This window comes from Gymnodinialimonas sp. 202GB13-11 (genome assembly GCF_040932485.1).
Taxonomy (GTDB): Bacteria; Pseudomonadota; Alphaproteobacteria; order Rhodobacterales; family Rhodobacteraceae; genus Gymnodinialimonas; species Gymnodinialimonas hymeniacidonis.
The window spans coordinates 3026017-3046191 of the sequence record NZ_JBFRBH010000001.1 but is presented as its reverse complement, the minus strand read 5'-3'; the positions used below and the strand labels follow the sequence as shown (position 1 = coordinate 3046191).

The window sequence follows — 20175 nt, the reverse complement described above, 5'->3', positions numbered from 1 at the left end:
GAAACGGCTGCGCAATTATATTGCGCAGCCGTTTCGTGTTGATCTGATCAGTCGCGCTCGACACAGAGGGCGACGCCCATGCCGCCACCGATGCAAAGCGTGGCGAGGCCCTTCTTGGCGTCGCGGCGCTGCATCTCAAACAACAGAGTGTTCAGAACGCGGCAGCCGGAGGCGCCGATCGGGTGGCCGATGGCGATGGCGCCGCCGTTCACGTTCACGATGGCCGGATCCCAGCCCATGTCCTTGTTCACGGCGCAGGCCTGCGCGGCGAAGGCTTCGTTGGCTTCCACCAGGTCGAGGTCTTCGACCTTCCAGCCTGCCTTATCCAGCGCTTTGCGCGAGGCGTAGATCGGGCCGACGCCCATGATCGACGGGTCGAGGCCTGCGGTCGCATAGGAGGCGATGCGGGCGAGCGGTTGGATGCCCCGCTTTTCGGCGTCGTCTGCGGACATCAGGAGCGTGGCGGCCGCGCCGTCGTTCAGGCCGGAGGCGTTGGCGGCGGTGACGGAGCCGTCCTTGGTGAAGGCGGGGCGCAGTTTCTGCATCGCTTCCATCGTGGCGCCGTGGCGGATGTATTCATCCTGATCGACGGTGATGTCGCCTTTGCGGTTGGGGACGATCACGGAGGTGATTTCATCGGCGAATTTGCCGGCCTTTTGCGCGGCTTCTGCTTTGTTCTGCGAGGCGACGGCGAATTCGTCCTGCTGCTCACGCGAGATCTGCCATTTCTCGGCAACGTTCTCAGCCGTCTGGCCCATGTGGTAGCCGTTGAAGGCATCCCACAGACCGTCACGGATCATCGTGTCGATATACTTCATGTCACCCATCTTCTGGCCCTGGCGGAGGGCAGCGGCATGGGGGGACATGGACATGTTTTCCTGGCCGCCGGCGACGACGATGGCGGCATCGCCAAGCTGGATGTGCTGGGCGCCAAGCGCCACGGCGCGCAGGCCCGAGCCGCAGACCTGGTTGATGCCCCATGCGGCGGCTTCCTGCGGGAGGCCTGCATTGATGTGGGCCTGGCGGGCGGGATTCTGGCCCTGGGCGGCGGTAAGAACTTGTCCAAGAATGGTCTCGGACACCTCTGCCTTGTCGACGCCTGCGCGATCCACCACAGCCTCGATCACGGCTTTGCCGAGGTCGTGTGCTGGCGTGTTGGCGAAGGAGCCGAGGAAGCTACCGACCGGTGTACGGGCGGCGGAGGCGATGACGACATTGGTCATATTGAGGTGTCCTTTCCTGTCCGGGTCAGGGCAAAGCGTGAAGGCCCGACCGCATGCTTATGCTGCGGTGCGTCATAAGGGTCAGGGGTAGGGGTGGGCAACCGACACAGTGTCTCAGGCAATAATATAAGGGCGGATATGCGCCGATTGCAGAGCTTGGAGGTGTGGGATCAGGCAGATTTGGCCATCACCGAACCGGTCAGATCGGGCAAGCGCATGGAGGGCGCGCCGTAGTAATAGCCTTGCAGGCAGTCCACGCCGGCCTTAGCCAGCCATGCGGCATCAGCGGCATTTTCGACCGCTTCGGACACGACGAGCATGTCGAAATGCCGGGCCAAGGAGATCAGGGCCTCGCTCAGGACCTGATTGTCAGGATCCTGTGCCACGTTGCGGGAAAATTGGCCGTCGATCTTCAGGATGTCGAAGTAGAAGGTCTTGAAATAGCGGAAAGCCGTGTAGCCCGCACCGAAATCATCAAGGGCGAATGTGATCCCTTTATCCTGAAGATCTTCCATAAAAATCGCGACGATTTCTGGCATGATCATCACCGAGCTCTCGGTGATTTCGAGGATCAGGCGTTCCACGATCGTTGGATGGTTTGCCAAATAGCTGCGCAACGTCTTCATCCAGCGTGGATAGCCAACGGAGCGCGCGGACATATTGATGGAGAGGCGCAGCGTCGGGTGGGCTTTGAGTGCTTCAAGCCCGATGCTGAGAGCGGTGCAGTCGATCTGGCGGCCGATGTCACTGTCTTCGACCGCGCCCATGAAATCGCGGGCTGGGATGACGCGACCGGTTTCATCCAGCACGCGGATCAGCCCTTCGAAAAAGGCGATGCCTTTGCCATCGGCGCGCATGATGGGTTGGTAGGCCAGGCGCGCATCGCCGCGCGCGAGGGCCTGTTCGACCATCGCCAATGTCCCTCGGTCGCGCTGTGAGATTGCAGCGTCCAGCGGGCTTTCCATGCCGGGTTCCACCAGCTCAACGCGATTATCGGGCATCATCCCACTCCGAAAGAATCTCACGATCGACTTTGCAGTTGTGACGGGCAGGCTCTTAAAGAAGGGTGAAAAACGGTATTCGCGAAAAATGCGGGGAAAGTGGTGATGGTGGACGACATGCAAGGGCGTTGCGGATGGTGCGGGACAGCCTCTGACTATGTGGCCTATCACGACACGGAATGGGGTGTGCCGGAATATGACAGCCGGGCCTTGTGGGAGAAGCTGATCCTCGATGGGTTTCAAGCCGGGTTGGCGTGGCTCACCATCCTGCGCAAACGCGAGGCTTTTCGGGCGGCGTTCGAGGGGTTTGACCCCAATACCATCGCAAACTGGGGCGAGCGTGACGTGGAGCGGCTCTTGCAGAATGCGGGGATCGTGCGGCATCGCGGGAAGATCGAGGCAGCCATTGCCAACGCGAAAGCCTGGCAGGCGATGGAGGCGCGCGGCGGGTTCGATGCGTTTGTTTGGGACTATTTCGATGGCAAGCCGCTGCGGAATACGTTTCGCACACTGGAGGAGGTGCCACCGAAAACGCCGCTGTCCGAGCGGATGTCAAAGGACATGAAGAAGGCGGGGTTCCGGTTTTGCGGGCCGACGATAGTATATGCCTGGTTGGAAGCAACGGGGGTCGTCAACGACCATTTGGTTGGGTGTTTTCGCCATGATGAGGTTGCGCGAATGGCGCGCTAAGGACGGGGAGACGCTCGGCTGATGCCTTCGCCCCTCCCGCCGTCCCGCGGGTTGGGGGCGCTGCCCCCCAACCTTTGGGCGTCCCCAGGCATATTTTCAGAACAAAGATGCGCTGTGGGGACGATCGAAGATCGGAGGAGTGCGCCGTCAGCTTTCGCCGCTGATCAGGGCCTCGATGACGGCGATGGCCTCAGGGCTGTCCCAATGCGCATCACCGCGCAGGCGGGCGATTTCCTGACCTTCGGGGTTCAGGATGACGGTGATGGGCAGGCCAAAGATCCCCATCTCGCGGGCGATCTGTTGGTTGATATCGCGGTGTTGCGGCAGGTTGGTAACGCCAATTTCATCGAAGAAGCGCTGGATGGCTTGTGGCGGGTTGCGGCCAGTGGCCAACGTCACCACCCGGAAGCTGTCGCCGCCCAGTTCGGTTTGCAGGTTTTGCAGCGACGGCATCTCTTCCCGGCAGGGCGCGCACCAAGTGGCCCAGAAGTTCAGCAGCACATACTGGCCCTGGTACAAAGCCAGGCTGGCTTCGGACCCATCGGCCAATTCGAACGGCAGCGCCGAGGCGTCGGTTGGCGTTTCGTGCACGGCCAGCCCGCGCATCTCTCCGGTCAGCAGGCCAGACAGGTCCTGCGCGCTGGCGATATTTGCACCCAAGCTTGCGGCGAGGTAAGCGGCGGTGATCAGGATTTTGCGGACCATTCGCGGTTCCTTTTTCAGCAGGGCAGATGCACATGACCAATATGGGCTCAGACGACGACCAGACCAGCACCGCAAACGCCATGTGGGGCGGACGCTTTGCCGCTGGGCCGGATGCGATCATGGAGGCGATCAATGCCTCGATCAGTTTCGACCAGCGGATGGCACGGCAGGATATCGAAGGCTCCCGCGCCCATGCGGCCATGTTGGCCGCGCAGGGCATTGTCAGGGATAACGATGCGGAGGCGATCCGGGAAGGGCTGCTCACAGTCTTGTCAGAGATCGAGGGCGGGAATTTCGCCTTTTCGACGGCGCTGGAAGACATCCACATGAATGTGGAAGCGCGGCTGAAGGAGATTGTAGGGGAGCCTGCGGGGCGCTTGCACACGGCACGGTCGCGCAACGATCAGGTGGCGACGGATTTTCGGCTGTGGGTGCGCGACCAGATGGATGCGGCGATTGCCGGGCTTAAAGCGTTGCAGCATGCTTTGTTGGGGCAGGCGGAGGCGGGGGCCGATTGGGTCATGCCCGGCTTCACGCATTTGCAGACGGCGCAGCCGGTGACCTGGGGCCATCACATGATGGCTTATGTGGAAATGTTCGGACGTGATGCGAGCCGGTTTCGTGATGCGCGCGTGCGGATGAACGAGTCGCCCCTCGGTGCGGCGGCCTTGGCGGGAACGAGCTTTCCGATCGATCGGGAGATGACAGCGAAGGCTTTGGGCTTTGACCGGCCATGTGCGAATTCGCTGGATGCGGTTAGCGACCGGGATTTCGCGTTGGAATTTCTGAGCAGTGCCAGCATCTGCGCGATGCACCTAAGCCGCTTGGCGGAGGAGTTGGTGATCTGGTCGTCGGCGCAGTTCCGGTTTGTATCGCTGAGTGATCGGTTCTCCACCGGCTCTTCTATCATGCCGCAGAAGAAGAACCCCGATGCGGCGGAGCTGATCCGCGCGAAGATTGGGCGCATCTTCGGGGCCAATGTGGCATTGATGACGGTGATGAAGGGTCTGGCGCTGACCTATTCGAAGGACATGCAGGAAGATAAGGAGCAGGTCTTTGATGCCGCCGACAATCTTATGCTGGCTTTGGCTGCGATGACTGGAATGGTTGGCGATATGCAGGCGCGGGTGCCGGAGTTGGAGGCGGCTGCGGCCAGCGGGTTTTCAACCGCAACCGACTTGGCCGATTGGCTGGTGCGTGCGTTGGACATGCCGTTCCGCGATGCGCACCATGTGACGGGGTCGCTGGTAAAGCTGGCGGAAGATAAGGGCTGTGACCTGCCCGATCTGTCGCTGGAGGATATGAAAAGCGTTCACGGTGAGATCACCGAGGCGGTGTTCGAAGTGCTCGGTGTGCATAACTCGGTTGCCTCGCGCACCTCTTACGGCGGCACGGCGCCGGTGCGGGTGCGCGAGCAGATTGCGCGGTGGCGGGGCGTGTTGGGCTGATATAGGCTGACGAAAGAGATTTGGAGATCTGCCATGAAACCCGTTGCACTCATCGCCGCAATCCTTGCCGTCTGCACCCTCGCCGCTTGTGGCGTGGATGGAGAGCCTGAGCAGCCGGACCGTGCGTCGACCGGTATCAGCGTCTCTGGCAGCGTCTCAATTGGTATCGCGGGGCGGAACTAGGCGGCTCTTCGCGGCCTTTCGCAATCCCAGTTGATCCCGCGCCCGTTCGCGCCTAACTTTCCATCTCCCCCGGCTGGCACGCGCCTTGGCCGGGGCTTTGTTTGCCAACCCGTCACAAGGTTTCGACCCATGGACAAGATCCCGATGACGCCGAAGGGCCTTGATGCCCTGAACACCGAACTCAAGCAGCTCAAAAGCGTGGAGCGGCCCGCCATCATCAAGGCGATTGCCGAAGCGCGTGAGCATGGCGATCTGTCGGAGAATGCCGAATACCACTCGGCCAAGGAAAAGCAGTCTTTCATCGAGGGGCGCATCAAGGAGCTTGAGGGCATGATCTCTCTGGCGCAGGTGATTGACCCGAAAACGCTGTCCGGCCCGATCAAGTTCGGCGCGACCGTCGAGTTGGTTGATGAAGAGACCGAGGAAGAGAAGACCTACATGATTGTCGGTGAGGCTGAGGCCGATATCGAGAAGGGTCTGTTGAACATCAAATCGCCGCTTGCCCGCGCCTTGATCGGCAAGGAGGAGGGCGATAGCGTCGAAGTGCGCACGCCGGGTGGCTCCAAGGATTATGAGATCGTCAAGATTTCCTATGTCTGACCGGGTCTGGCCCGCGCCAACGACAGACCAACGTAACGCAGGTTGAGGCCGCAGATGCCGTCTTCGGACATGAGCAACGACCGCACCTCGACACAGCCCGTTCCGACGGCGCTGGACCTTGGCCTTTACGCGCGGGCTGAGGCGGGTCCGAAGATCACGGTTATCGAGATTGTCGCGATTGGTGTTTCGCTTCTGTGGATTGTGGCGGTCATTTTTCTTGGCTTCGGCGGGGAACAGGCAGCCGATGCGCAAACCGGGCTAAGCATGTTGCTGTCGTTTCTGGCGGTGATCCTGCCGCTGGCCCTGATCTGGGTGGCCGCGATGGCGGCGCGCACGGCCCGCGCACTGCGGCAAGAGGCTGCGCGGCTTCAAGCGTCGATTGATGCGATGCGCGCGGCCTATGTTGAACAGCAGCAGCGCCAGAGCATGGAGATGAAGCCCGAGCTGGTGCAGAAACTGGATGATCTGGTGGCGGCACAGGCCGCGGCGGAAACGAAGCTTGCGACGTTCACGTCCCTGCGCACGTCTGGCCCGGCGGATGTCAGGGCCGCTGTTCCGCCGGTTGCCTTGCCCGAAGACCCTGCGCAGCCGCAACCGGTTCTGGGCCTTGTGCAACCTGCCGAGGTTGAGCCCATTTCGGTGGCCGATTTCATCAAGGCGCTGAATTTCCCCGAGAATGAGCATGACAAGGAAGGATTCCGCACCCTGCGCCGTGCGCTGGAAGATCGCGCGACGGAACGGTTGATCCGCGCAAGCCAGGATGTGCTGACGCTTCTGTCGCAGGACGGCATCTACATGGACGATCTGCGCCCGGATCGGTCACGGCCCGAGGTTTGGCGCCGCTTTGCCAAGGGCGAACGGGGCCGTCCCATTGCAGCGCTTGGGGGTATTCACGACCGCTCGTCGCTGGTTCTGGCGGCGGGCCGGATGCGCAAAGACCCGGTGTTCCGCGATGCGGTCCACCATTTCCTGCGCCATTTCGACCGGACCTTCATGGAGTTCGAAAAGAACGCCTCGGATGCCGAAATTGCTGAATTGTCCGACACGCGCACGGCGCGGGCGTTCATGTTGCTTGGGCGTGTGACCGGCACGTTTGATTGACGTCTAGACTCCCCCAAAATGTCGAATGCCCCCCACCATTACTGGCGGAGGGCACCCGGACCAGAGCCTCGAAAAGGCTCATTCGTGTAACTGGTCTTACTCGTCTTCGAGCGACGCTGCGCGCAGGCGGTCGAAGATGTCAGCGCCGTAGGCCGGCTGGCCGTTGACGAGCGTCGCGCCATTCACGCCGCGCAGGTCAGAGGCGACGTCCTGGTCGCTGTTGAGGATCTCGAAGGTCTGGCCAAGCGCGCCGCTGGGCGACACCGACTGACCAACGCCGTTCACATTGGTGCGCTCCAGCGCGTTGTCCTCGAACATGTTGAAGTGCTGGATCGCGGCGACGGAGGCTGCGGATTGGGCGAAAGCCGGGGCGGCAACAGTGGCGACAACGGCGGCGATGAGAGCGATCTTTTTCATTTTACTGGTCCTATTCAGTTTTGGTGTGTGGGCCTGATTTGGGAGGTGGCCCGGGTTTGGTTTGGTTTCGGTGGAGAGCCTCTGTGGCCGTCCGATGAGATGAATATGCGGGGTGCGGGCCTGACATTCCATACACGGAAGCGCGAGAATTAGCGGATATAGGTGCGCATGTGCACAGACTTCCCCATGCGCTGCACGAACCCCACGCCCGCGTGATCACGGCTCGCGGGGGCGTGAGACGGGGGAGGGGTGATTGAAATATTTGGAGGATTCGGGGGGCTTAGGCCGAGTCGCTTGCAGTTCGTTTAGGGGCAGCTACCAATTTCATTATCGGCGGGGCGGGCGGGCCTTGTAGACGGGCAGGGACCAGCCAAACAGAAGGGATCCTGCGCGCAGGCCGAAGGTGACGGCGACGCAAATGACCGTCCCCCAAATCGGGTCGGCTGAGAGGAAGTGTAGGCCGAGCAACGCGGCGCCCGCGCCGCCGAAGGCGGCGGTCACGTAAAGCTCCCCCTGTTTCAGGACCAGCGGCACTTCGTTGGCGATGACATCGCGGGCCAACCCACCGAACGTGCCGGTGGCCACGCCCATCACCAGTACTACCGGCGCTGAGGCGTCGAGGCTGCGCGCCACTGCCACGCCGGCTGCGACGGCAATGGCAAGGGCAGCGGCATCCAGCCAGATCAACCATTTCAGGCGGCTTTCCAGCAGGTGCGCGGTGAAGAAGACGAGGATGGCGGCCAGCGCCGCGATGCCAAGCGGTGTGGGGTCGGCGATCCAGAACACCGGATCACGGTCCAACAACAGATCCCGCACGGTGCCGCCGCCTATGGCGGTCAGGGCCGCGAAAAAGATGAAGCCGACAATGTCGAGCTGCGCGCGGGAGGCTGCAAGCGCGCCAGAGAGGGCAAAGATCAGAGCCGACGTATAGTCGAGGCTGAGCGCTACATTCATGTAAGCACCTCACGCAAATGCTCTGCGGCCCTTTGGAACGGTGCGGCGAACTCCTGCGGTAAGGGTTGAGTAAGATCTTGCCAGAAGAAGGAAAACACATGGCCCCCATCATCCTCGCAGGCATGGTCCCAAGTTTCGGGCAGGTCGGAGTCTTGCATGAGCCAGAAATGCCATGTCTCATCATCCACGATTGTGCTGCTTTCGCCAAGATAATGCACAGCCGAAAGAACCACGCCTGCCTCCTCGTGGAGTTCGCGTGTTGCCGCCTCTGGGGTCGACTCCTCTTCTTCCAACGTGCCTTTCACGAATTGCAGTCCGGCCAGCGGGTGTCGGAATGCCAATATGCGGCCGTCCCCTCGAATGACGACCGGGCAAACCTTATCCATTTTCGCTTTTGCGCGACGGCTTGAACGGCGCCATGCCCGCGCGGGCCAATTCGTCGGCGCGTTCATTCTCGGGATGGCCGGCATGGCCCTTGACCCATTCCCATGTCACGTTGTGGCGGGCGGCGGCCTCATCAAGGCGTTGCCAGAGTTCGACATTCTTCACGGGTTTCTTGGTGGAGGTCTTCCAGCCGTTGCGCTTCCAGCCGTGCAGCCAGCCGGTGATGCCGTTCTTCACATAGGCGCTGTCGGTCACGACGGTCAGGGCGGAGGGGCGTTCGAGGGCTTCGAGCGCATGGATCGCGGCCAGCAGTTCCATCCGGTTGTTGGTGGTCTCGGCCTCGCCGCCCTTCAGCTCACGCTCTTTGACCACGGTCTCGCCGTTCTTGGCCTGTAAAAGCGCGCCCCAGCCGCCGGGGCCGGGGTTTCCGGAACAGGCGCCGTCTGTATAGGCGTAGAGATCAGGCATCTGGCCCTCTTGCATGCATCAGGAAGAAGGGGGCGACTTCGCCAGAAAGACCGGCCTCTTCCCCGGTTTCAACATGGGTGACGTTTGCGCCCAGATCGCGCAGGAGGCCGCGCATCTCGAGTTCCGTCACGTACGTGTAGCGGCGGCCGATTGTGTCACGCTCTTCGCCGCTGCCGGATTTCATGCCGATGAACAGCGCACCGCCAAGTTTGAGCGCTTTAACCATGGCCGCGAGGTGGCGGGGTAGGTCCGCGCGGGGAGCGTGAAGCAGGCTGAAGCTGGCATAGACGCCGTCGAAGAGTGCGTCGCCGGTAATGTCGTCGAAGCTGCCGAGACGCGCGTTCACCCCGCGATGGAGTGCGTCGCTGACAAAGGCTTCGGTCGGGTCGATGCCGTGGACGTCGTGGCCTGCCGAGACCATGACGGCGGCGTGCACACCCGGTCCACAGCCGGCATCAAGGATCGTGGCGCGCGGCGGCAGCATCGACAGGAAGCGGTTGATGGCGTCGCGCTGCATCTGGCTGATGGGCAGATCGGCGTAGCGTTGCGCCTGCGCCTCGTAGACGTCAATGGTTTCGCGGTCTGTCATGGGACGAAGGCTGCGCCAATGCCGAGGCAAAAGACAACCACTGGGGTCAGAATCAGACGCAGACTCATCCACCAGTCGGGGGCGAGGCCTTTGCGGGCGCAAACCCAGTCGACGGCCAGAAGGCCCACAAAGCCGAGGATTAGTGCGAAGATTTGCGTCAGGGCTGGCAAGTTGAACACGAAGAACATCAACAGCGCGGGCAGCACTGAAAGGGTCAGTCCAATGGGCATCCACGGACCGCCGTCTTTGGCCGCAAAGCCCCAGATCACGCCTGCCATGAAGCTGAGGATGATTGTGCCATAGGCGATCAGAACCGGCACGCCGCTATAGATCAGTACGATGTCAGGGACATTCAGGTAGTCTGCCACGATCCATGCGGCACTGGCTGCGCCCCAAAGAAAGGGGATCAGGCCGGCGAGGCCAAGAAGCAGCGCGGAGTTTGGAATGCGTGACATGGCTGCCTATGTGGCGCGCGTTTGGGATGGCGTCCAGTCAGAACGATATGCGCGCGCATCGAAGACCTTACAGGTCAGGCGCGCTCAAGCGCGAGGCGGCCCGCCAGCAGCGCAAAGATCGCCGCGAAGGAGCGGTTGAGCCACGCCATGATCCGGGCCGATCCGAGGATTTTCGCGCGCGCCTGGGCAGCGAACAGGCCGTAGAGAACGAAGACCGCGAAAGTCATGGCCATGAAGACGGAGCCGAGGATGAGGATCTCCTGCGTCACGGTGGCCGGGTTGCCGGACAGGAACGGGGTCAACAGCGAAAGGAAGAAGATCGAGAGCTTTGGGTTGAGGATATTGATGAGCGCGCCGCGCCGGGCGATGGCAATGCCGGGCTCTGGGTTTGTCGACGGCTCCACATTCAGGGCGCCGCCGGAGCGCAGGGCGGAATAGGCGAGGTAGAGCAGGTATGCCACGCCCGCGAATTTCACCACGTTAAAGAGCAAAGCCGAGGTGTGCAGCACGGCGGCGAGGCCAAGTGTTGCCGCCAGCAGGTGCGGCACGATGCCGAAGGTGCAGCCCAAAGCCGCCCAAAGCGCCGCGCGGCGGCCCCGGCCAAGGCCGAGCGCCAACGTATAAAGCACGCCCGTTCCGGGGGCGATGACAACGACGAAAGCGGTTAGAAGGAATTGGGTGCTAAGCATTGGGTGTGTCCGTAACTTAAATTACGGATTTAACCTCGCAGGTTTCCCAGCGGAGGGCAAGGACATTGCCGAAGGTCGGATCTATCGGAGGGTATCCAACAGCTTTGAGATGCGATTTGCGCGGGTTTCGGGGCGTTTGGCGGTTTCGACCGGGTAGAGCGCGCTGCGTTTCTTGCCCGGAGTCCATGCGTCCCACGCCTCGCTCAGCCCGGACGAGCGCAATGCATTCAGCACATCCTGCGGAACATCAACCTGATCATCCGCCGCGGGGCGCAGGCGTGCCTCGAACACTTCGCCTGGCTCCAACCCAATGCGATCCAACAGTGATTTGCCGGCCCAGAGAAAGGGCGTCGCAATCACATCGGCCGGTGCTTTGGCGATGGCAAGGTTCACCGGATGATCGTTGAACTCTCCTTCCACGCGCTTTGTTTTGCCGAGGGCCGCGAGGATTTCCTCTGAAAGGGGCACCACCGTGTAGACGGCCTCGCCCCAGGGCATCGGCTGCACCTGCGCCTCGAACGTCACATAGTCGCTCAAGGGCGCGGCCAGAGTTGTGGGAAGAAATCGCCTGCTATCCGGTCGCCTTCGGCATAACCCGCCGCCTCGAACTGCGCGCGTTCGTCCTTGGCCCAATCGCCACGGTAGCGGATCATGCCGTCCGGCGCCGTCATGCGCAGGGTGAAGCGGCGCACCGTTTCTGTTGGCGTGACCGAGGCAAGGCCGCCGTGCAGGGTGCGCATGTCGAAGAAGATGCAATCGCCGAGGTCGAGATCCCATTGCAGCAACTCGTGGCTGTCCGCCGTGATCTCGGGCGGGATGTGGTAGGTTTTTCCGTTGACCGTCTGCGGCTCCATGCTGGCATGCCCATCGGCGAAGCGCACCCGCATGAACAGCTTGTCCCAAAGGTGAGAGCCTTTCACGAAGGCGATGCCGTTTTCCTTGGTCACTGGTTCCAGCGGTAGCCACAGGACACACATCGTGCCTTCGAAATCGAAATAGGCGAGGTCCTGATGGAACGGTGGCCGAGAGGTTGAGCCCGCCTCACGCAGGAACCAGTTGTCCATCACCAGATTGATGCTTGGCGCATCCAACAGCTGCGCGGCCAGCGGCGCGCAGGGGGAGTTGTGGACGAAATCGGTGAACTCCGGGATCTCGGACCAAAGCCAATAGCCCTCCAGATAGGCGGGGGCGTCGGGGTCCTTGGTGTGGCGGGCCACGTTGGGATGGGGCGCGGCGGTGGCGGTGTCGATGCCGTGGCGCAATTTGTCGAGCCAGTTGGGCGAGAAGGCATTGCGGATCGCGACAGCGCCATCGCGGCGGAAGTTAGCGAGGGTGTCAGTGGGGAGGGTCTGAAGATCGAGCATGGCGGAAGTGTGGCCGCTCAGGCCCGACACAACAAGCGTGTTTGCGTCATCCTACCGGTGGGTTGCGCCAAGTGGATGGTGCGAAAGGGGTCTGCAACGCCCGCTCCACAAGTCCCAGGTGGTCCTGCCCATAGAACGGGTCGCCGTCGACAATGTACGTCGGGGAGCCGAAGACGCTTTGCGAAACGGCCCAATCGTTGTTGGCCTTGAGGCGGGACTGAACAGCAGAAGACCCCGCCTTGATCAGCAGGGCGCGCGCATCATGGCCTGCGGCTGTTGCGACATCCGCCAATGCGTCTCTATCAGACAAGTCGATGTCGTCGCGCCAATGAGCCTCCAGCAGGCGGTGCACCAAATCGTCCACCGCTGGTCCGGACTCACCCAAGGTGAGGATCATTCCGGAGGCGAGGCTGTAATCCGCATCGTGGTACGTTGGGCGATGATTGATGATCGGCACGTTGCGATATTCCGCCCACCGTTCAATCTCGCGCCCGAAGAAGTAGTCGACATGGGCTTGCGTGCGGTCGGCGAAAGGCTGACTGCCTTGATGCTCAACCACGGGCGACAGGAGGATCGGGCGGTGTATGATCTTGGCATTGTGGGCGGCAGCAATGCGCATCAGCTCAGCGGAACCAAGATAGGCATAGGCGGAATGGGCGGAATAGACGTAGATGATTTCTGACACGGATCAGCCCCCGAACAGACGTTTAAGGAATGATGCTTTCGGAGGGGTATAGCCGCCATTCTTCAGACGGGTGCGTAGGATCGTGTGCCATTCGTGGTCGGGCTCGGCGATGAGATCCCAGAGGGGCCAATCGGGCGAGGCCTCGATGCAGTGCAGGATGGACCAGTTCAGGCCGTGGCCGGTATCACCGTTTGCAGGCATCAACCCGAGCAGGGCTTCGACCTCGGCCGCATTCGGGTTGGCGGGCAGTTCGTCGGTCAGCGGATGGGCTGTTGCGATCAGGTCAGGATCATCGTCGGTGAGCGGCCGTCCCAGTGCCTTGAGTGCGGCGACGGAAGGGTGCAGCGCGGCGGCGTTCATGCCTGTTCGCGCAGAACGCGGGGGACTTTGAATTCAACGTTTTCGACGGCGGTTTCGACCAGCTCGCGGGTCACGTCGAAACGATCCTCAAACGCGCCGATCACCTCCTCGATCAGGACTTCGGGCGCGCTGGCGCCCGCGGTGATGCCAAGCGACGTGATCCCCTCCAATGCGCGCCAGTCAATGTCGGACGCGCGTTGGACGAGCTGCGAATAGTTGCAGCCTGCGCGGGCGCCCACCTCGACAAGGCGCTTGGAGTTGGAGGAATTCGGCGCACCGACGACCAGCATCGCGTCAGCCTTCGGGGCCATGGCCTTTACGGCTTCCTGCCGGTTGGTCGTGGCGTAGCAGATGTCTTCCTTGTGGGGGCCTACGATGGCGGGGAAGCGGGTCTGCAGGGCCGCGACGATGTCGGCGGTGTCATCCACGGAGAGGGTTGTCTGCGTCACGAAGGCGAGTTTCGCAGGATCGCGGACTTCGACGGTGGCGACGTCTTCGACAGTTTCCACCAAAAGGACCTCGCCCTCGGGCAACTGGCCCATAGTGCCGACCGTTTCGGGGTGGCCCTTGTGTCCGATCATGATCATCTGCAGGCCGTTATCGGCATGGCGCTGTGCCTCTATATGGACCTTGGACACCAGCGGGCAGGTGGCGTCGACATAGACCATCTCGCGCGCCTGGGCGGCGGCGGGCACGGATTTCGGGACGCCATGGGCCGAGAAGATGACGGGGCGGTCATCGGGGCATTCTTCAAGCTCTTCGACGAACACGGCCCCTTTGGCACGCAAGTCGTCGACCACGTATTTGTTGTGGACGATCTCGTGCCGGACGTAGACGGGCGCGCCCCATTTCTCCAATGCCATCTCCACGATCTTGATGGCACGGTCCACGCCTGCGCAAAAGCCGCGCGGGGCGGCGAGGTAGAGCGTGAGGGGGGGCTTGGTCATGGTCGCGTCTCCTGTCGTCTCAGAGGTAAGGCTTCACGGGTGAGGCGTAAAGTGGTGCATCGGCGCAGGCGGTGGAGTTGCGATAATAGTGCGGCGGGGGTATTGCTGCCCCAGCTCGGCGGCTACGGACATATCCACTGTCTTCCCAACGCAGATGCGCGATGGGTCGTTTTTTCTGTGCCGATGGTCCTCACCTCGGCCACTTTCAAGTTCCGAGACATACCATGACCATGATCTACATGCCGGCTCAGCCGGATCACGTGACTGACCTTTCAAAGATCGCCGATGCCACTTTGTTTCCCGGCGACATGCTGCCAGAGCTGATCGCGCCCTTTCTGGAAGGGGCTCAGGATCAGCTTTGGATCACTGCCCTGCGCGATGGCGTGCCCGTTGGCCTGTCCTTCACCCGCGCTGAAGAGCTGGCCGATGCGGTATGGAATATGAAGGCTCTCGCCGTGTCCCCCGCTTTGCATCGTAGCGGGGTTGGGCAGGGTCTTGTGCGGGCGACCGAGGATGCCGTGCGGGAAATGGGCGGTCGGTTGCTGGTGGTTGATACCTCAAGCGACGTCGCGCAGATCCCGGCAGTGGCCTTCTATCAATCGGTTGGCTACCGCATCGAGGGCGTCGTGCGCGACTTTTGGGCGGAAGGTGAGGACCGTATTTCCTTGGCGAAAAGGCTGTAGGTCCCGTGGCAAGTCCTCTGCGCGATTGTGCGCGGGGGGCTCTGCGATGGTGCGGAATAGACGGCGGGTTTCGGGCGTGGTTTGGATGGGCGAAACGCTTGGAAAAGGAACCCGCCCATGTTGATGCCCCGCCAGAAAACCCCTGACCTCTCCTTGCCGCTTGTGGGCGGTGGGACGTTTGATCTGTCTGCTGAGACGTCAGAGCGCGGGACAGTCGTGTGCTTTTATCGGGGGCTGCATTGCCCGATTTGCGCGACTTATCTGACGGAGTTTGAGAAGTTGGTGGATCAGTTCGCTGAGCGAGGGATCGCTTCGGTGGCGATTTCCAGCGATGGCGAGGAGCGCGCGGCGGGGATGAAGGAAAAGATCGGCGCAACCAAGCTACGGTTTGGCTATGACCTGCCGCTCGCCAAAGCGCGGGAATGGGGGCTTTATATCTCCACCTCACGGGGCAAGACTTCCATTGGGATCGAGGAGCCTGCGCTGTTTGCGGAGCCGGGGCTGTTCCTGATCAATCCCGACCAGACGCTCTACTATATGAGCGTGCAGACGATGCCGTTTGTACGACCCCATTTCCGGGAGCTTCTGGGGGCGGTCGATTTCGCCATCGAGAAGAATTACCCGGCTCGGGGCGAGTATGAGGGGCCGGTTTGAGGCGGGCTGCTCACGCGTGAGCGGAGGGGTTAAGTCACTGTTAGTAAATCATAATCTTAATCTGTTAACCTTTGGTTCAACTGTTTTCCCGCCTGTCGACCTGTCACTTCATCCAATTGCGCCCTGACGCCTGCACACGGGCCAGAAGGGCAAAAAGGGTCTCTGCCTCGGCCTCGGACAGATCGGCCAGCATGACCGCGTTTACCTGTTCGTAGATGTCGTGGAGGGGGCGCAGGCCTTCGCCCTTTTCGGTCAGGGCAACGGACACCGCGCGTCGGTCCGTCGGGTTTTGGCGCCGTTCCACCAGATCGGCGGCGACCATGCGATCCACGATGCGAGAGGCGGCGGGCGGGGCGTTGCCGGTGAGCGCCGCGATGTCTTTCACGCTCGCCTCGCCATTTCGCCAAAGCACCACCAGAACCGCCCATTGCGCGAGCGTAAGGCCGTGGGGTTCCAGCAGCTGATTGCATACAGCTGAGGCCGTTGAGGCCGCGAAGTTGAGCTGGCGTCCGATGGAGTGCGGCGCAGAGAGAGATTTAGCTTCCATATTAATAGTTGCCATGTAAATAATTGTCAGGTTATGTAACCCTACCAAGTGAGTCGATGGGAGAACAGCAATGAATATCCGAACACCGATTTTAACCGCCGCGCTGATCACGGCAGCGCTTTCAGGGCCGATTGCCGCGCAGGGGCAGGAGGGCCGGGTGCTGGGCGAGACCCTGTTTGCAACCATCGATACGACGAACCGCGGGTCGATCCACGCCGGTGACATGGAGGCATTCCGCGACAGCGTCTTTGCAGGCATGGACAGCAATGGCGATCGCGGAGTGACGTATGAGGAGTTCACAAGCTGGGACCCGGGATTTGCGCGCATTGCCGAAGCCGAAGGTCGGCTGGACAATTTCGCAACCGCGTCGCGGGTGGTGTTCGCTTTCTGGGACCGCGATGGCAACGGAGAGATGACCGAGCCGGAAATGCGTTTTGCGATGGCCCATGATTTCCGGCGCGCCGATCTGGACAACGATGGGCTGCTGACGCCGGAGGAATTCATCCAGAGCTTCCCGATTATGGTGGCCATGCGCGCCGCCATTCGGCCAGACCTCTAGGAGGGCGGCGCGATGAAAAGCACAGCCGAGACTTATGGCGGCATGGCCCGATTGATCCATTGGGCCAGTGCGCTGCTGATTATCACACTTGTCGGGAGTGGGTTTCGGGCCGGTTTTGCCACCGACCCGGAGGTGAAGCTATCGGCCTGGAGCGTGCATGTGCCGGTGGCGGTGTTTGTTCTGCTTTTGACCGTTTTCCGACTGATCTGGTGGTTGCGGTTTGATCGCAAGCCCGGGCCCGTCGGCGGTGTGCCAGCGTGGCAGGAAACAGCGGCGCATTGGACGCATCGGGCGTTATATCTGCTGATCTTCGTGATGCTGGCCAGCGGTATTGCGATGTCGGTGATGTCGGGCCTGCCGGACGCGATATTTGGCACGGCGCCGATGCCGGAGCTTGCCGATTTGCCACCACGGGCGGCCCATGGGATCGGCGGTCGTCTGATTGCGGCGGCGATCTTGCTGCACGCAGGGGCGGCGATTTATCACCATCTGATCCTGAAAGATCGGACGCTGACGCGGATGGTGTCGGGCCGCTGAGCCGGGCCGCTATCGGGTTAGGTTTTGAATATGATGCAGGGACCCTGCCGCGCGGTCCCTGCAAAATTCAGATGTAGGCACGTCCATTGCGCCGGTGACACGGCGGATTTGCAGGTCTCCTATCAGGAGAGTGAGGTAGAGTTGGGCGAGATCCTCAGCTGTGCCGTGTAGCGGGCCTTCGGCTATGGCACGGGCCATGATCGCGGTGATCATGGGGGCGACGACCTCTCGCCCGCCTGCGGAAATCGCGCGGCCCAGATCGCCAGAGGGATCGGCGGCGGCGGCGCGGTTGAGGGCCACGGCGCGGGGGCCGAGCACCATGCCGAGCAGGATGGGGCCAAGGCGGGCGAGTTGGTCTAGCGGGTCGTCGGCGTCGTTTTCCGCGAGTGCCGCGCGCACGACCTCCGTGTTGCGGGCGATGAGCGCGGCCATCAGACCCTTCTTGTCACCATACCAATTGTAGAGCGTCTCGTTGGAGGCCTTGGCGGCCTTGGCAATCGCCTGCATCGACGTGCCGGAATAGCCCCTTTCGCCGAGCATCCTGTAGGCGGCATCCTCGATCTGAGTGCGGCGTTCTTCTTGTTTGTCCGGTTTCATGTGCCTTCCCTCTTGATCTGTAATCGTAATTACGGTTACGGGTTATCGCAAGACGTAATGCAGATTACGGTTATTGAAAGGAAAGTATGATGACCACAACGACGTATGGCTTCGCATTCCTGTCGCTGCTGCTGGTGGGTGCGATTTTCGGGTTTTTCTACGCCTGGGTTTGTTCGACCATGTGGGGGCTGGACGCAATTGATCCGCGCGTGGCGATCGAGGCGATGCAGGGGATGAATGCGAGCGTGCGAAACGCGGTATTTGCACCGGCTTTCTTTGGCACGCCCTTTGCCCTGTTTGTGACGGGGGCCTTGGCGTATGGCGCTGGCAACAGGCGCGCGGGCCGGATCTTTGCCGTTGCCGGTGTGCTCTATCTAGTTGGCGGGTTGGTCCTGACCATGATGGTCAACGTGCCGATGAACGAGGCTTTGGCTGAGGTGGTGGTGCCTACTGATGTCGAAGCTGCGCGCGCGATCTGGACTGAATATTCACCCAGATGGCAGACCTTTAACATCGTGCGGACATGCGCGTCGGGCGGGGCGTTGGTGTTGACAGGCTTGGGTTTGGTCGCGTTGGGGGCGAAGCCCTGAGTGGTCGGTCAGCCCGGCTCCGGCCAAGTGAATTGCGAAAGGAAGCTCGGCTGCGTCCAGGTGTGAAAATAGACCTCGCCACAGGCTGTCAGCGCAAGGATACCCTGCACATCGGCGGACCTGACAACACCCACGCGATGGTAGGGGATCAGACCGCCGCCCTGCACATCGCCGAACGTGGTGACATGCAACATGCGCCCAGAGGAGGTTTTGACAAACGCACCGGGGTAAAGTGTGGGATCTTCGCCTTCAGTGATGATGCGTTCATGGTCGCCGGGTGTGACCGTGGCAATGGTCTCATCCGGTTGGCCCCATTCGCTGTTCAGGAAGGCCTGAGCGGCGAAGGTGGTGTAGCTTTCATCGGTGGCGGCGGCACCTGTGCTGGAGCAGACCTGTTCATCCTGGGCCAATGCTGCCGGGGCGCCGATGATCAGCGCCGCAGCCGCGATTGCGCCCAGGCGACGGATCATTCGACGGCTTCTTCCGCGTGGTCGTCCATCGGACGAGGCTCACGTGGCGGGCGGCCGATTACGTCCTTGAGGCTTTCCAGCTCAATGAAATTGTCGGCCTGCCGGCGCAGGTCGTCGGCGATCATCGGAGGCTGCGACCGGATCGTGGAGACCACGGAGACGCGGCACCCTCTGCGCTGGAGCGCTTCGACCAGAGGCCGGAAATCGCCATCGCCTGAGAACAGGACGATGTGATCAACATGCTCGGCGGTTTCCATGGCATCGACCGTCAGCTCGATATCCATGTTGCCTTTGACCTTGCGGCGGCCCTGGCTGTCGGTGAATTCCTTGGCCGGTTTGGTGACCATGGTGAAGCCGTTATAGTGCAGCCAGTCGACCAGTGGCCGGATCGGCGAATAGTCATCATTCTCAAGCAGGGCGGTGTAGTAGTAGGCCCGCAGGAGTTTGCCGCGCTGCATGAATTCCTGCCGCAGCAGCTTGTAGTCGATGTCGAATCCAAGCGCTTTTGCAGCGGCGTATAAGTTGGAGCCGTCGATAAACAGCGCCAAACGTTCGTCACGATAAAACATAATATGTCCAAAGCCCGTGAGTGAGTGTAATGCACCGCAAGCAAAGTAATGTCCGGAGAGTGAGGCCGGGCGCCCGCGGCACGGGATGCATGCCAATATGGATGTTCGACGGGGCAGGTGCAATACGGCATGTATACAGGTGACACGACGACTGGCTTGATTGCGCTAGGCGCGAACCTGCCTTCGGGCGACATTCCGCCGGAAGACAGCGTGCCGCTGGCGATGGATCGACTCGAGGCGATTTGTGGGCCGGGCGCGGTGCGGAGCCGATTGTTTTCCACCCCTGCCTTCCCGGCAGGTTCGGGGCCTGATTTCGTCAATGCCGCGATGCGTGTGATGTGGCGCCGCTCGGCAGAAGCGTTGCTGCAAGCCCTTCACGGTATTGAGGAAGAGTTCGGGCGCACGCGGGCCAACCGCTGGGAAGCGCGGGTGATGGACCTTGATTTGATCGGGTTTGGCGATGCGGTTCTGCCAAGCCCTGAGGTGCGCGCCGAGTGGGCGGCCTTGTCGCCGGAAGAGGCTGCGAAGGTGGTACCGGATCAGTTGATCCTGCCGCATCCGAGGCTGGCCGACCGTGGCTTTGTGTTGGTGCCGCTGGCCGATGTTGCGCCCGATTGGGTGGACCCGTCGACGGGGCTTTCGGTGCGCGCCATGCTGGACGCGCTCGACCCGGAAGAATTGGAAACAATCTGCCCCTTGGGTTGAG

The 20175-nt window shown here is 61.7% G+C and carries 30 protein-coding genes; 11 read left to right on the top strand and 19 right to left on the bottom strand.

Going from position 1 to position 20175, the window contains the following annotated elements; translation table 11 throughout:
• Positions 1-47: 47 nt before the first annotated feature.
• Entirely contained in the window at positions 48-1223 is a 1176-nt protein-coding gene (locus tag V8J81_RS15555) for an acetyl-CoA C-acetyltransferase (RefSeq protein WP_368476659.1), read from the bottom strand.
• A 170-nt stretch (positions 1224-1393) separates the two neighbouring features.
• Positions 1394-2224 carry an EAL domain-containing protein gene (locus tag V8J81_RS15550; protein WP_368476658.1) on the bottom strand — a complete coding sequence of 277 codons (831 nt, stop codon included), beginning with the start codon at positions 2222-2224 and terminating at the stop codon, positions 1394-1396.
• Between the two features lie 105 nt (positions 2225-2329).
• Between V8J81_RS15550 and V8J81_RS15545 the strand changes: the two genes are divergently transcribed.
• A complete protein-coding gene (locus V8J81_RS15545) occupies positions 2330-2914 on the top strand; it encodes a DNA-3-methyladenine glycosylase I (protein ID WP_368476657.1) in 585 nt (194 codons plus the stop codon).
• A gap of 147 nt (positions 2915-3061) precedes the next feature.
• Here V8J81_RS15545 and V8J81_RS15540 read toward each other — a convergent pair whose 3' ends face one another.
• Entirely contained in the window at positions 3062-3619 is a 558-nt protein-coding gene (locus V8J81_RS15540; protein ID WP_368476656.1) for a TlpA family protein disulfide reductase, read from the bottom strand.
• 32 nt (positions 3620-3651) lie between these two features.
• On the opposite strand from V8J81_RS15540, the gene argH reads away from it, so the two are divergent.
• From argH to V8J81_RS15520, 4 genes are all read left to right on the top strand, one after another.
• Complete coding sequence (gene argH / locus V8J81_RS15535; protein WP_368476655.1) at positions 3652-5067, top strand: argininosuccinate lyase; 1416 nt, start codon at positions 3652-3654, stop codon at positions 5065-5067.
• Between the two features lie 33 nt (positions 5068-5100).
• Positions 5101-5250 (top strand): hypothetical protein, encoded by a 150-nt coding sequence (locus V8J81_RS15530; RefSeq protein ID WP_368476654.1) that lies wholly within the window; start codon positions 5101-5103, stop codon positions 5248-5250.
• Positions 5251-5379: 129 nt separating this feature from the next.
• A complete protein-coding gene (gene greA, locus V8J81_RS15525) occupies positions 5380-5850 on the top strand; it encodes a transcription elongation factor GreA (protein ID WP_368476653.1) in 471 nt (156 codons plus the stop codon).
• A gap of 69 nt (positions 5851-5919) precedes the next feature.
• Positions 5920-6951 carry a hypothetical protein gene (locus V8J81_RS15520; protein WP_368476652.1) on the top strand — a complete coding sequence of 344 codons (1032 nt, stop codon included), beginning with the start codon at positions 5920-5922 and terminating at the stop codon, positions 6949-6951.
• Between the two features lie 96 nt (positions 6952-7047).
• Here the strand turns inward: V8J81_RS15520 and V8J81_RS15515 are convergent, their stop codons facing one another.
• The 12 genes from V8J81_RS15515 to ispH form a co-directional block, all read right to left on the bottom strand.
• Positions 7048-7368 carry a hypothetical protein gene (locus V8J81_RS15515; protein WP_368476651.1) on the bottom strand — a complete coding sequence of 107 codons (321 nt, stop codon included), beginning with the start codon at positions 7366-7368 and terminating at the stop codon, positions 7048-7050.
• A 327-nt stretch (positions 7369-7695) separates the two neighbouring features.
• Positions 7696-8322 (bottom strand): trimeric intracellular cation channel family protein, encoded by a 627-nt coding sequence (locus V8J81_RS15510; RefSeq protein ID WP_368476650.1) that lies wholly within the window; start codon positions 8320-8322, stop codon positions 7696-7698.
• Complete coding sequence (locus V8J81_RS15505; RefSeq protein ID WP_368476649.1) at positions 8319-8708, bottom strand: NUDIX hydrolase; 390 nt, start codon at positions 8706-8708, stop codon at positions 8319-8321. The genes V8J81_RS15510 and V8J81_RS15505 overlap by 4 nt, the downstream gene beginning before the upstream one ends.
• Positions 8701-9174 carry a ribonuclease HI gene (rnhA, locus tag V8J81_RS15500; protein WP_368476648.1) on the bottom strand — a complete coding sequence of 158 codons (474 nt, stop codon included), beginning with the start codon at positions 9172-9174 and terminating at the stop codon, positions 8701-8703. The genes V8J81_RS15505 and rnhA overlap by 8 nt, the downstream gene beginning before the upstream one ends.
• Complete coding sequence (locus V8J81_RS15495) at positions 9167-9763, bottom strand: class I SAM-dependent methyltransferase (RefSeq protein WP_368476647.1); 597 nt, start codon at positions 9761-9763, stop codon at positions 9167-9169. The genes rnhA and V8J81_RS15495 overlap by 8 nt, the downstream gene beginning before the upstream one ends.
• Positions 9760-10218: a DUF3429 domain-containing protein gene (locus V8J81_RS15490; RefSeq protein ID WP_368476646.1), complete on the bottom strand. Its 459-nt coding sequence runs from the start codon at positions 10216-10218 to the stop codon at positions 9760-9762. The genes V8J81_RS15495 and V8J81_RS15490 overlap by 4 nt, the downstream gene beginning before the upstream one ends.
• A 74-nt stretch (positions 10219-10292) precedes the next feature.
• The gene (locus V8J81_RS15485) at positions 10293-10907 is read right to left on the bottom strand and encodes a LysE family translocator (protein WP_368476645.1); all 615 of its coding nucleotides are present in this window, start codon (positions 10905-10907) and stop codon (positions 10293-10295) included.
• Positions 10908-10988: 81 nt separating this feature from the next.
• Complete coding sequence (locus V8J81_RS15480) at positions 10989-11444, bottom strand: YdeI/OmpD-associated family protein (RefSeq protein ID WP_368476644.1); 456 nt, start codon at positions 11442-11444, stop codon at positions 10989-10991.
• Positions 11441-12271, bottom strand: a complete 831-nt coding sequence (locus V8J81_RS15475; protein ID WP_368476643.1) for a phytanoyl-CoA dioxygenase family protein — start codon at positions 12269-12271, stop codon at positions 11441-11443. Before V8J81_RS15475 ends, V8J81_RS15480 begins: the two co-directional genes overlap by 4 nt.
• A 46-nt stretch (positions 12272-12317) precedes the next feature.
• Positions 12318-12956 (bottom strand): 2-hydroxychromene-2-carboxylate isomerase, encoded by a 639-nt coding sequence (locus tag V8J81_RS15470; RefSeq protein ID WP_368476642.1) that lies wholly within the window; start codon positions 12954-12956, stop codon positions 12318-12320.
• A 3-nt stretch (positions 12957-12959) separates the two neighbouring features.
• Positions 12960-13316, bottom strand: a complete 357-nt coding sequence (locus V8J81_RS15465; RefSeq protein WP_368476641.1) for a hypothetical protein — start codon at positions 13314-13316, stop codon at positions 12960-12962.
• A complete protein-coding gene (gene ispH, locus V8J81_RS15460; protein ID WP_368476640.1) occupies positions 13313-14263 on the bottom strand; it encodes a 4-hydroxy-3-methylbut-2-enyl diphosphate reductase in 951 nt (316 codons plus the stop codon). The genes V8J81_RS15465 and ispH overlap by 4 nt, the downstream gene beginning before the upstream one ends.
• Before the next feature lie 224 nt (positions 14264-14487).
• On the opposite strand from ispH, the gene V8J81_RS15455 reads away from it, so the two are divergent.
• Positions 14488-14946 carry a GNAT family N-acetyltransferase gene (locus tag V8J81_RS15455; RefSeq protein ID WP_368476639.1) on the top strand — a complete coding sequence of 153 codons (459 nt, stop codon included), beginning with the start codon at positions 14488-14490 and terminating at the stop codon, positions 14944-14946.
• A 117-nt stretch (positions 14947-15063) separates the two neighbouring features.
• Positions 15064-15600 (top strand): peroxiredoxin-like family protein, encoded by a 537-nt coding sequence (locus V8J81_RS15450; protein WP_368476638.1) that lies wholly within the window; start codon positions 15064-15066, stop codon positions 15598-15600.
• A 103-nt stretch (positions 15601-15703) separates the two neighbouring features.
• On the opposite strand, the gene V8J81_RS15445 is transcribed toward V8J81_RS15450, so the two are convergent.
• Entirely contained in the window at positions 15704-16147 is a 444-nt protein-coding gene (locus V8J81_RS15445) for a MarR family winged helix-turn-helix transcriptional regulator (protein ID WP_368476637.1), read from the bottom strand.
• A gap of 70 nt (positions 16148-16217) precedes the next feature.
• Here V8J81_RS15445 and V8J81_RS15440 point away from each other — a divergent pair, with 70 nt between their 5' ends.
• Both V8J81_RS15440 and V8J81_RS15435 read left to right on the top strand, forming a co-directional pair.
• Positions 16218-16706 carry an EF-hand domain-containing protein gene (locus V8J81_RS15440; protein WP_368476636.1) on the top strand — a complete coding sequence of 163 codons (489 nt, stop codon included), beginning with the start codon at positions 16218-16220 and terminating at the stop codon, positions 16704-16706.
• A 12-nt stretch (positions 16707-16718) separates the two neighbouring features.
• Positions 16719-17243: a cytochrome b gene (locus V8J81_RS15435; RefSeq protein WP_368476635.1), complete on the top strand. Its 525-nt coding sequence runs from the start codon at positions 16719-16721 to the stop codon at positions 17241-17243.
• Between the two features lie 9 nt (positions 17244-17252).
• Here the strand turns inward: V8J81_RS15435 and V8J81_RS15430 are convergent, their stop codons facing one another.
• Entirely contained in the window at positions 17253-17840 is a 588-nt protein-coding gene (locus V8J81_RS15430; RefSeq protein WP_368476634.1) for a TetR/AcrR family transcriptional regulator, read from the bottom strand.
• Positions 17841-17929: 89 nt separating this feature from the next.
• On the opposite strand from V8J81_RS15430, the gene V8J81_RS15425 reads away from it, so the two are divergent.
• Complete coding sequence (locus tag V8J81_RS15425; protein WP_368476633.1) at positions 17930-18430, top strand: anthrone oxygenase family protein; 501 nt, start codon at positions 17930-17932, stop codon at positions 18428-18430.
• A gap of 8 nt (positions 18431-18438) precedes the next feature.
• Here V8J81_RS15425 and V8J81_RS15420 read toward each other — a convergent pair whose 3' ends face one another.
• Both V8J81_RS15420 and V8J81_RS15415 read right to left on the bottom strand, forming a co-directional pair.
• Positions 18439-18900 (bottom strand): hypothetical protein, encoded by a 462-nt coding sequence (locus V8J81_RS15420; RefSeq protein ID WP_368476632.1) that lies wholly within the window; start codon positions 18898-18900, stop codon positions 18439-18441.
• Positions 18897-19469, bottom strand: a complete 573-nt coding sequence (locus V8J81_RS15415) for a LabA-like NYN domain-containing protein (protein WP_368476631.1) — start codon at positions 19467-19469, stop codon at positions 18897-18899. The genes V8J81_RS15420 and V8J81_RS15415 overlap by 4 nt, the downstream gene beginning before the upstream one ends.
• Positions 19470-19598: 129 nt before the next feature.
• Here V8J81_RS15415 and folK point away from each other — a divergent pair, with 129 nt between their 5' ends.
• Positions 19599-20174 (top strand): 2-amino-4-hydroxy-6-hydroxymethyldihydropteridine diphosphokinase, encoded by a 576-nt coding sequence (gene folK, locus V8J81_RS15410; protein ID WP_368476630.1) that lies wholly within the window; start codon positions 19599-19601, stop codon positions 20172-20174.
• The last annotated feature ends 1 nt before the right edge of the window (position 20175 follow it).

Coding starts and splice junctions, on each gene's coding strand:
- V8J81_RS15555 (WP_368476659.1), bottom strand. CDS start 1,223: ATGACCAATGTCGTCATCGCCTCCGCCGCCCGTACACCGGTCGGTAGC.
- V8J81_RS15550 (WP_368476658.1), bottom strand. CDS start 2,224: ATGCCCGATAATCGCGTTGAGCTGGTGGAACCCGGCATGGAAAGCCCG.
- V8J81_RS15545 (WP_368476657.1), top strand. CDS start 2,330: ATGGTGGACGACATGCAAGGGCGTTGCGGATGGTGCGGGACAGCCTCT.
- V8J81_RS15540 (WP_368476656.1), bottom strand. CDS start 3,619: ATGGTCCGCAAAATCCTGATCACCGCCGCTTACCTCGCCGCAAGCTTG.
- argH (WP_368476655.1), top strand. CDS start 3,652: ATGACCAATATGGGCTCAGACGACGACCAGACCAGCACCGCAAACGCC.
- V8J81_RS15530 (WP_368476654.1), top strand. CDS start 5,101: ATGAAACCCGTTGCACTCATCGCCGCAATCCTTGCCGTCTGCACCCTC.
- greA (WP_368476653.1), top strand. CDS start 5,380: ATGGACAAGATCCCGATGACGCCGAAGGGCCTTGATGCCCTGAACACC.
- V8J81_RS15520 (WP_368476652.1), top strand. CDS start 5,920: ATGAGCAACGACCGCACCTCGACACAGCCCGTTCCGACGGCGCTGGAC.
- V8J81_RS15515 (WP_368476651.1), bottom strand. CDS start 7,368: ATGAAAAAGATCGCTCTCATCGCCGCCGTTGTCGCCACTGTTGCCGCC.
- V8J81_RS15510 (WP_368476650.1), bottom strand. CDS start 8,322: ATGAATGTAGCGCTCAGCCTCGACTATACGTCGGCTCTGATCTTTGCC.
- V8J81_RS15505 (WP_368476649.1), bottom strand. CDS start 8,708: ATGGATAAGGTTTGCCCGGTCGTCATTCGAGGGGACGGCCGCATATTG.
- rnhA (WP_368476648.1), bottom strand. CDS start 9,174: ATGCCTGATCTCTACGCCTATACAGACGGCGCCTGTTCCGGAAACCCC.
- V8J81_RS15495 (WP_368476647.1), bottom strand. CDS start 9,763: ATGACAGACCGCGAAACCATTGACGTCTACGAGGCGCAGGCGCAACGC.
- V8J81_RS15490 (WP_368476646.1), bottom strand. CDS start 10,218: ATGTCACGCATTCCAAACTCCGCGCTGCTTCTTGGCCTCGCCGGCCTG.
- V8J81_RS15485 (WP_368476645.1), bottom strand. CDS start 10,907: ATGCTTAGCACCCAATTCCTTCTAACCGCTTTCGTCGTTGTCATCGCC.
- V8J81_RS15475 (WP_368476643.1), bottom strand. CDS start 12,271: ATGCTCGATCTTCAGACCCTCCCCACTGACACCCTCGCTAACTTCCGC.
- V8J81_RS15465 (WP_368476641.1), bottom strand. CDS start 13,316: ATGAACGCCGCCGCGCTGCACCCTTCCGTCGCCGCACTCAAGGCACTG.
- ispH (WP_368476640.1), bottom strand. CDS start 14,263: ATGACCAAGCCCCCCCTCACGCTCTACCTCGCCGCCCCGCGCGGCTTT.
- V8J81_RS15455 (WP_368476639.1), top strand. CDS start 14,488: ATGACCATGATCTACATGCCGGCTCAGCCGGATCACGTGACTGACCTT.
- V8J81_RS15450 (WP_368476638.1), top strand. CDS start 15,064: ATGTTGATGCCCCGCCAGAAAACCCCTGACCTCTCCTTGCCGCTTGTG.
- V8J81_RS15445 (WP_368476637.1), bottom strand. CDS start 16,147: ATGGAAGCTAAATCTCTCTCTGCGCCGCACTCCATCGGACGCCAGCTC.
- V8J81_RS15440 (WP_368476636.1), top strand. CDS start 16,218: ATGAATATCCGAACACCGATTTTAACCGCCGCGCTGATCACGGCAGCG.
- V8J81_RS15435 (WP_368476635.1), top strand. CDS start 16,719: ATGAAAAGCACAGCCGAGACTTATGGCGGCATGGCCCGATTGATCCAT.
- V8J81_RS15430 (WP_368476634.1), bottom strand. CDS start 17,840: ATGAAACCGGACAAACAAGAAGAACGCCGCACTCAGATCGAGGATGCC.
- V8J81_RS15425 (WP_368476633.1), top strand. CDS start 17,930: ATGACCACAACGACGTATGGCTTCGCATTCCTGTCGCTGCTGCTGGTG.
- V8J81_RS15420 (WP_368476632.1), bottom strand. CDS start 18,900: ATGATCCGTCGCCTGGGCGCAATCGCGGCTGCGGCGCTGATCATCGGC.
- V8J81_RS15415 (WP_368476631.1), bottom strand. CDS start 19,469: ATGTTTTATCGTGACGAACGTTTGGCGCTGTTTATCGACGGCTCCAAC.
- folK (WP_368476630.1), top strand. CDS start 19,599: ATGTATACAGGTGACACGACGACTGGCTTGATTGCGCTAGGCGCGAAC.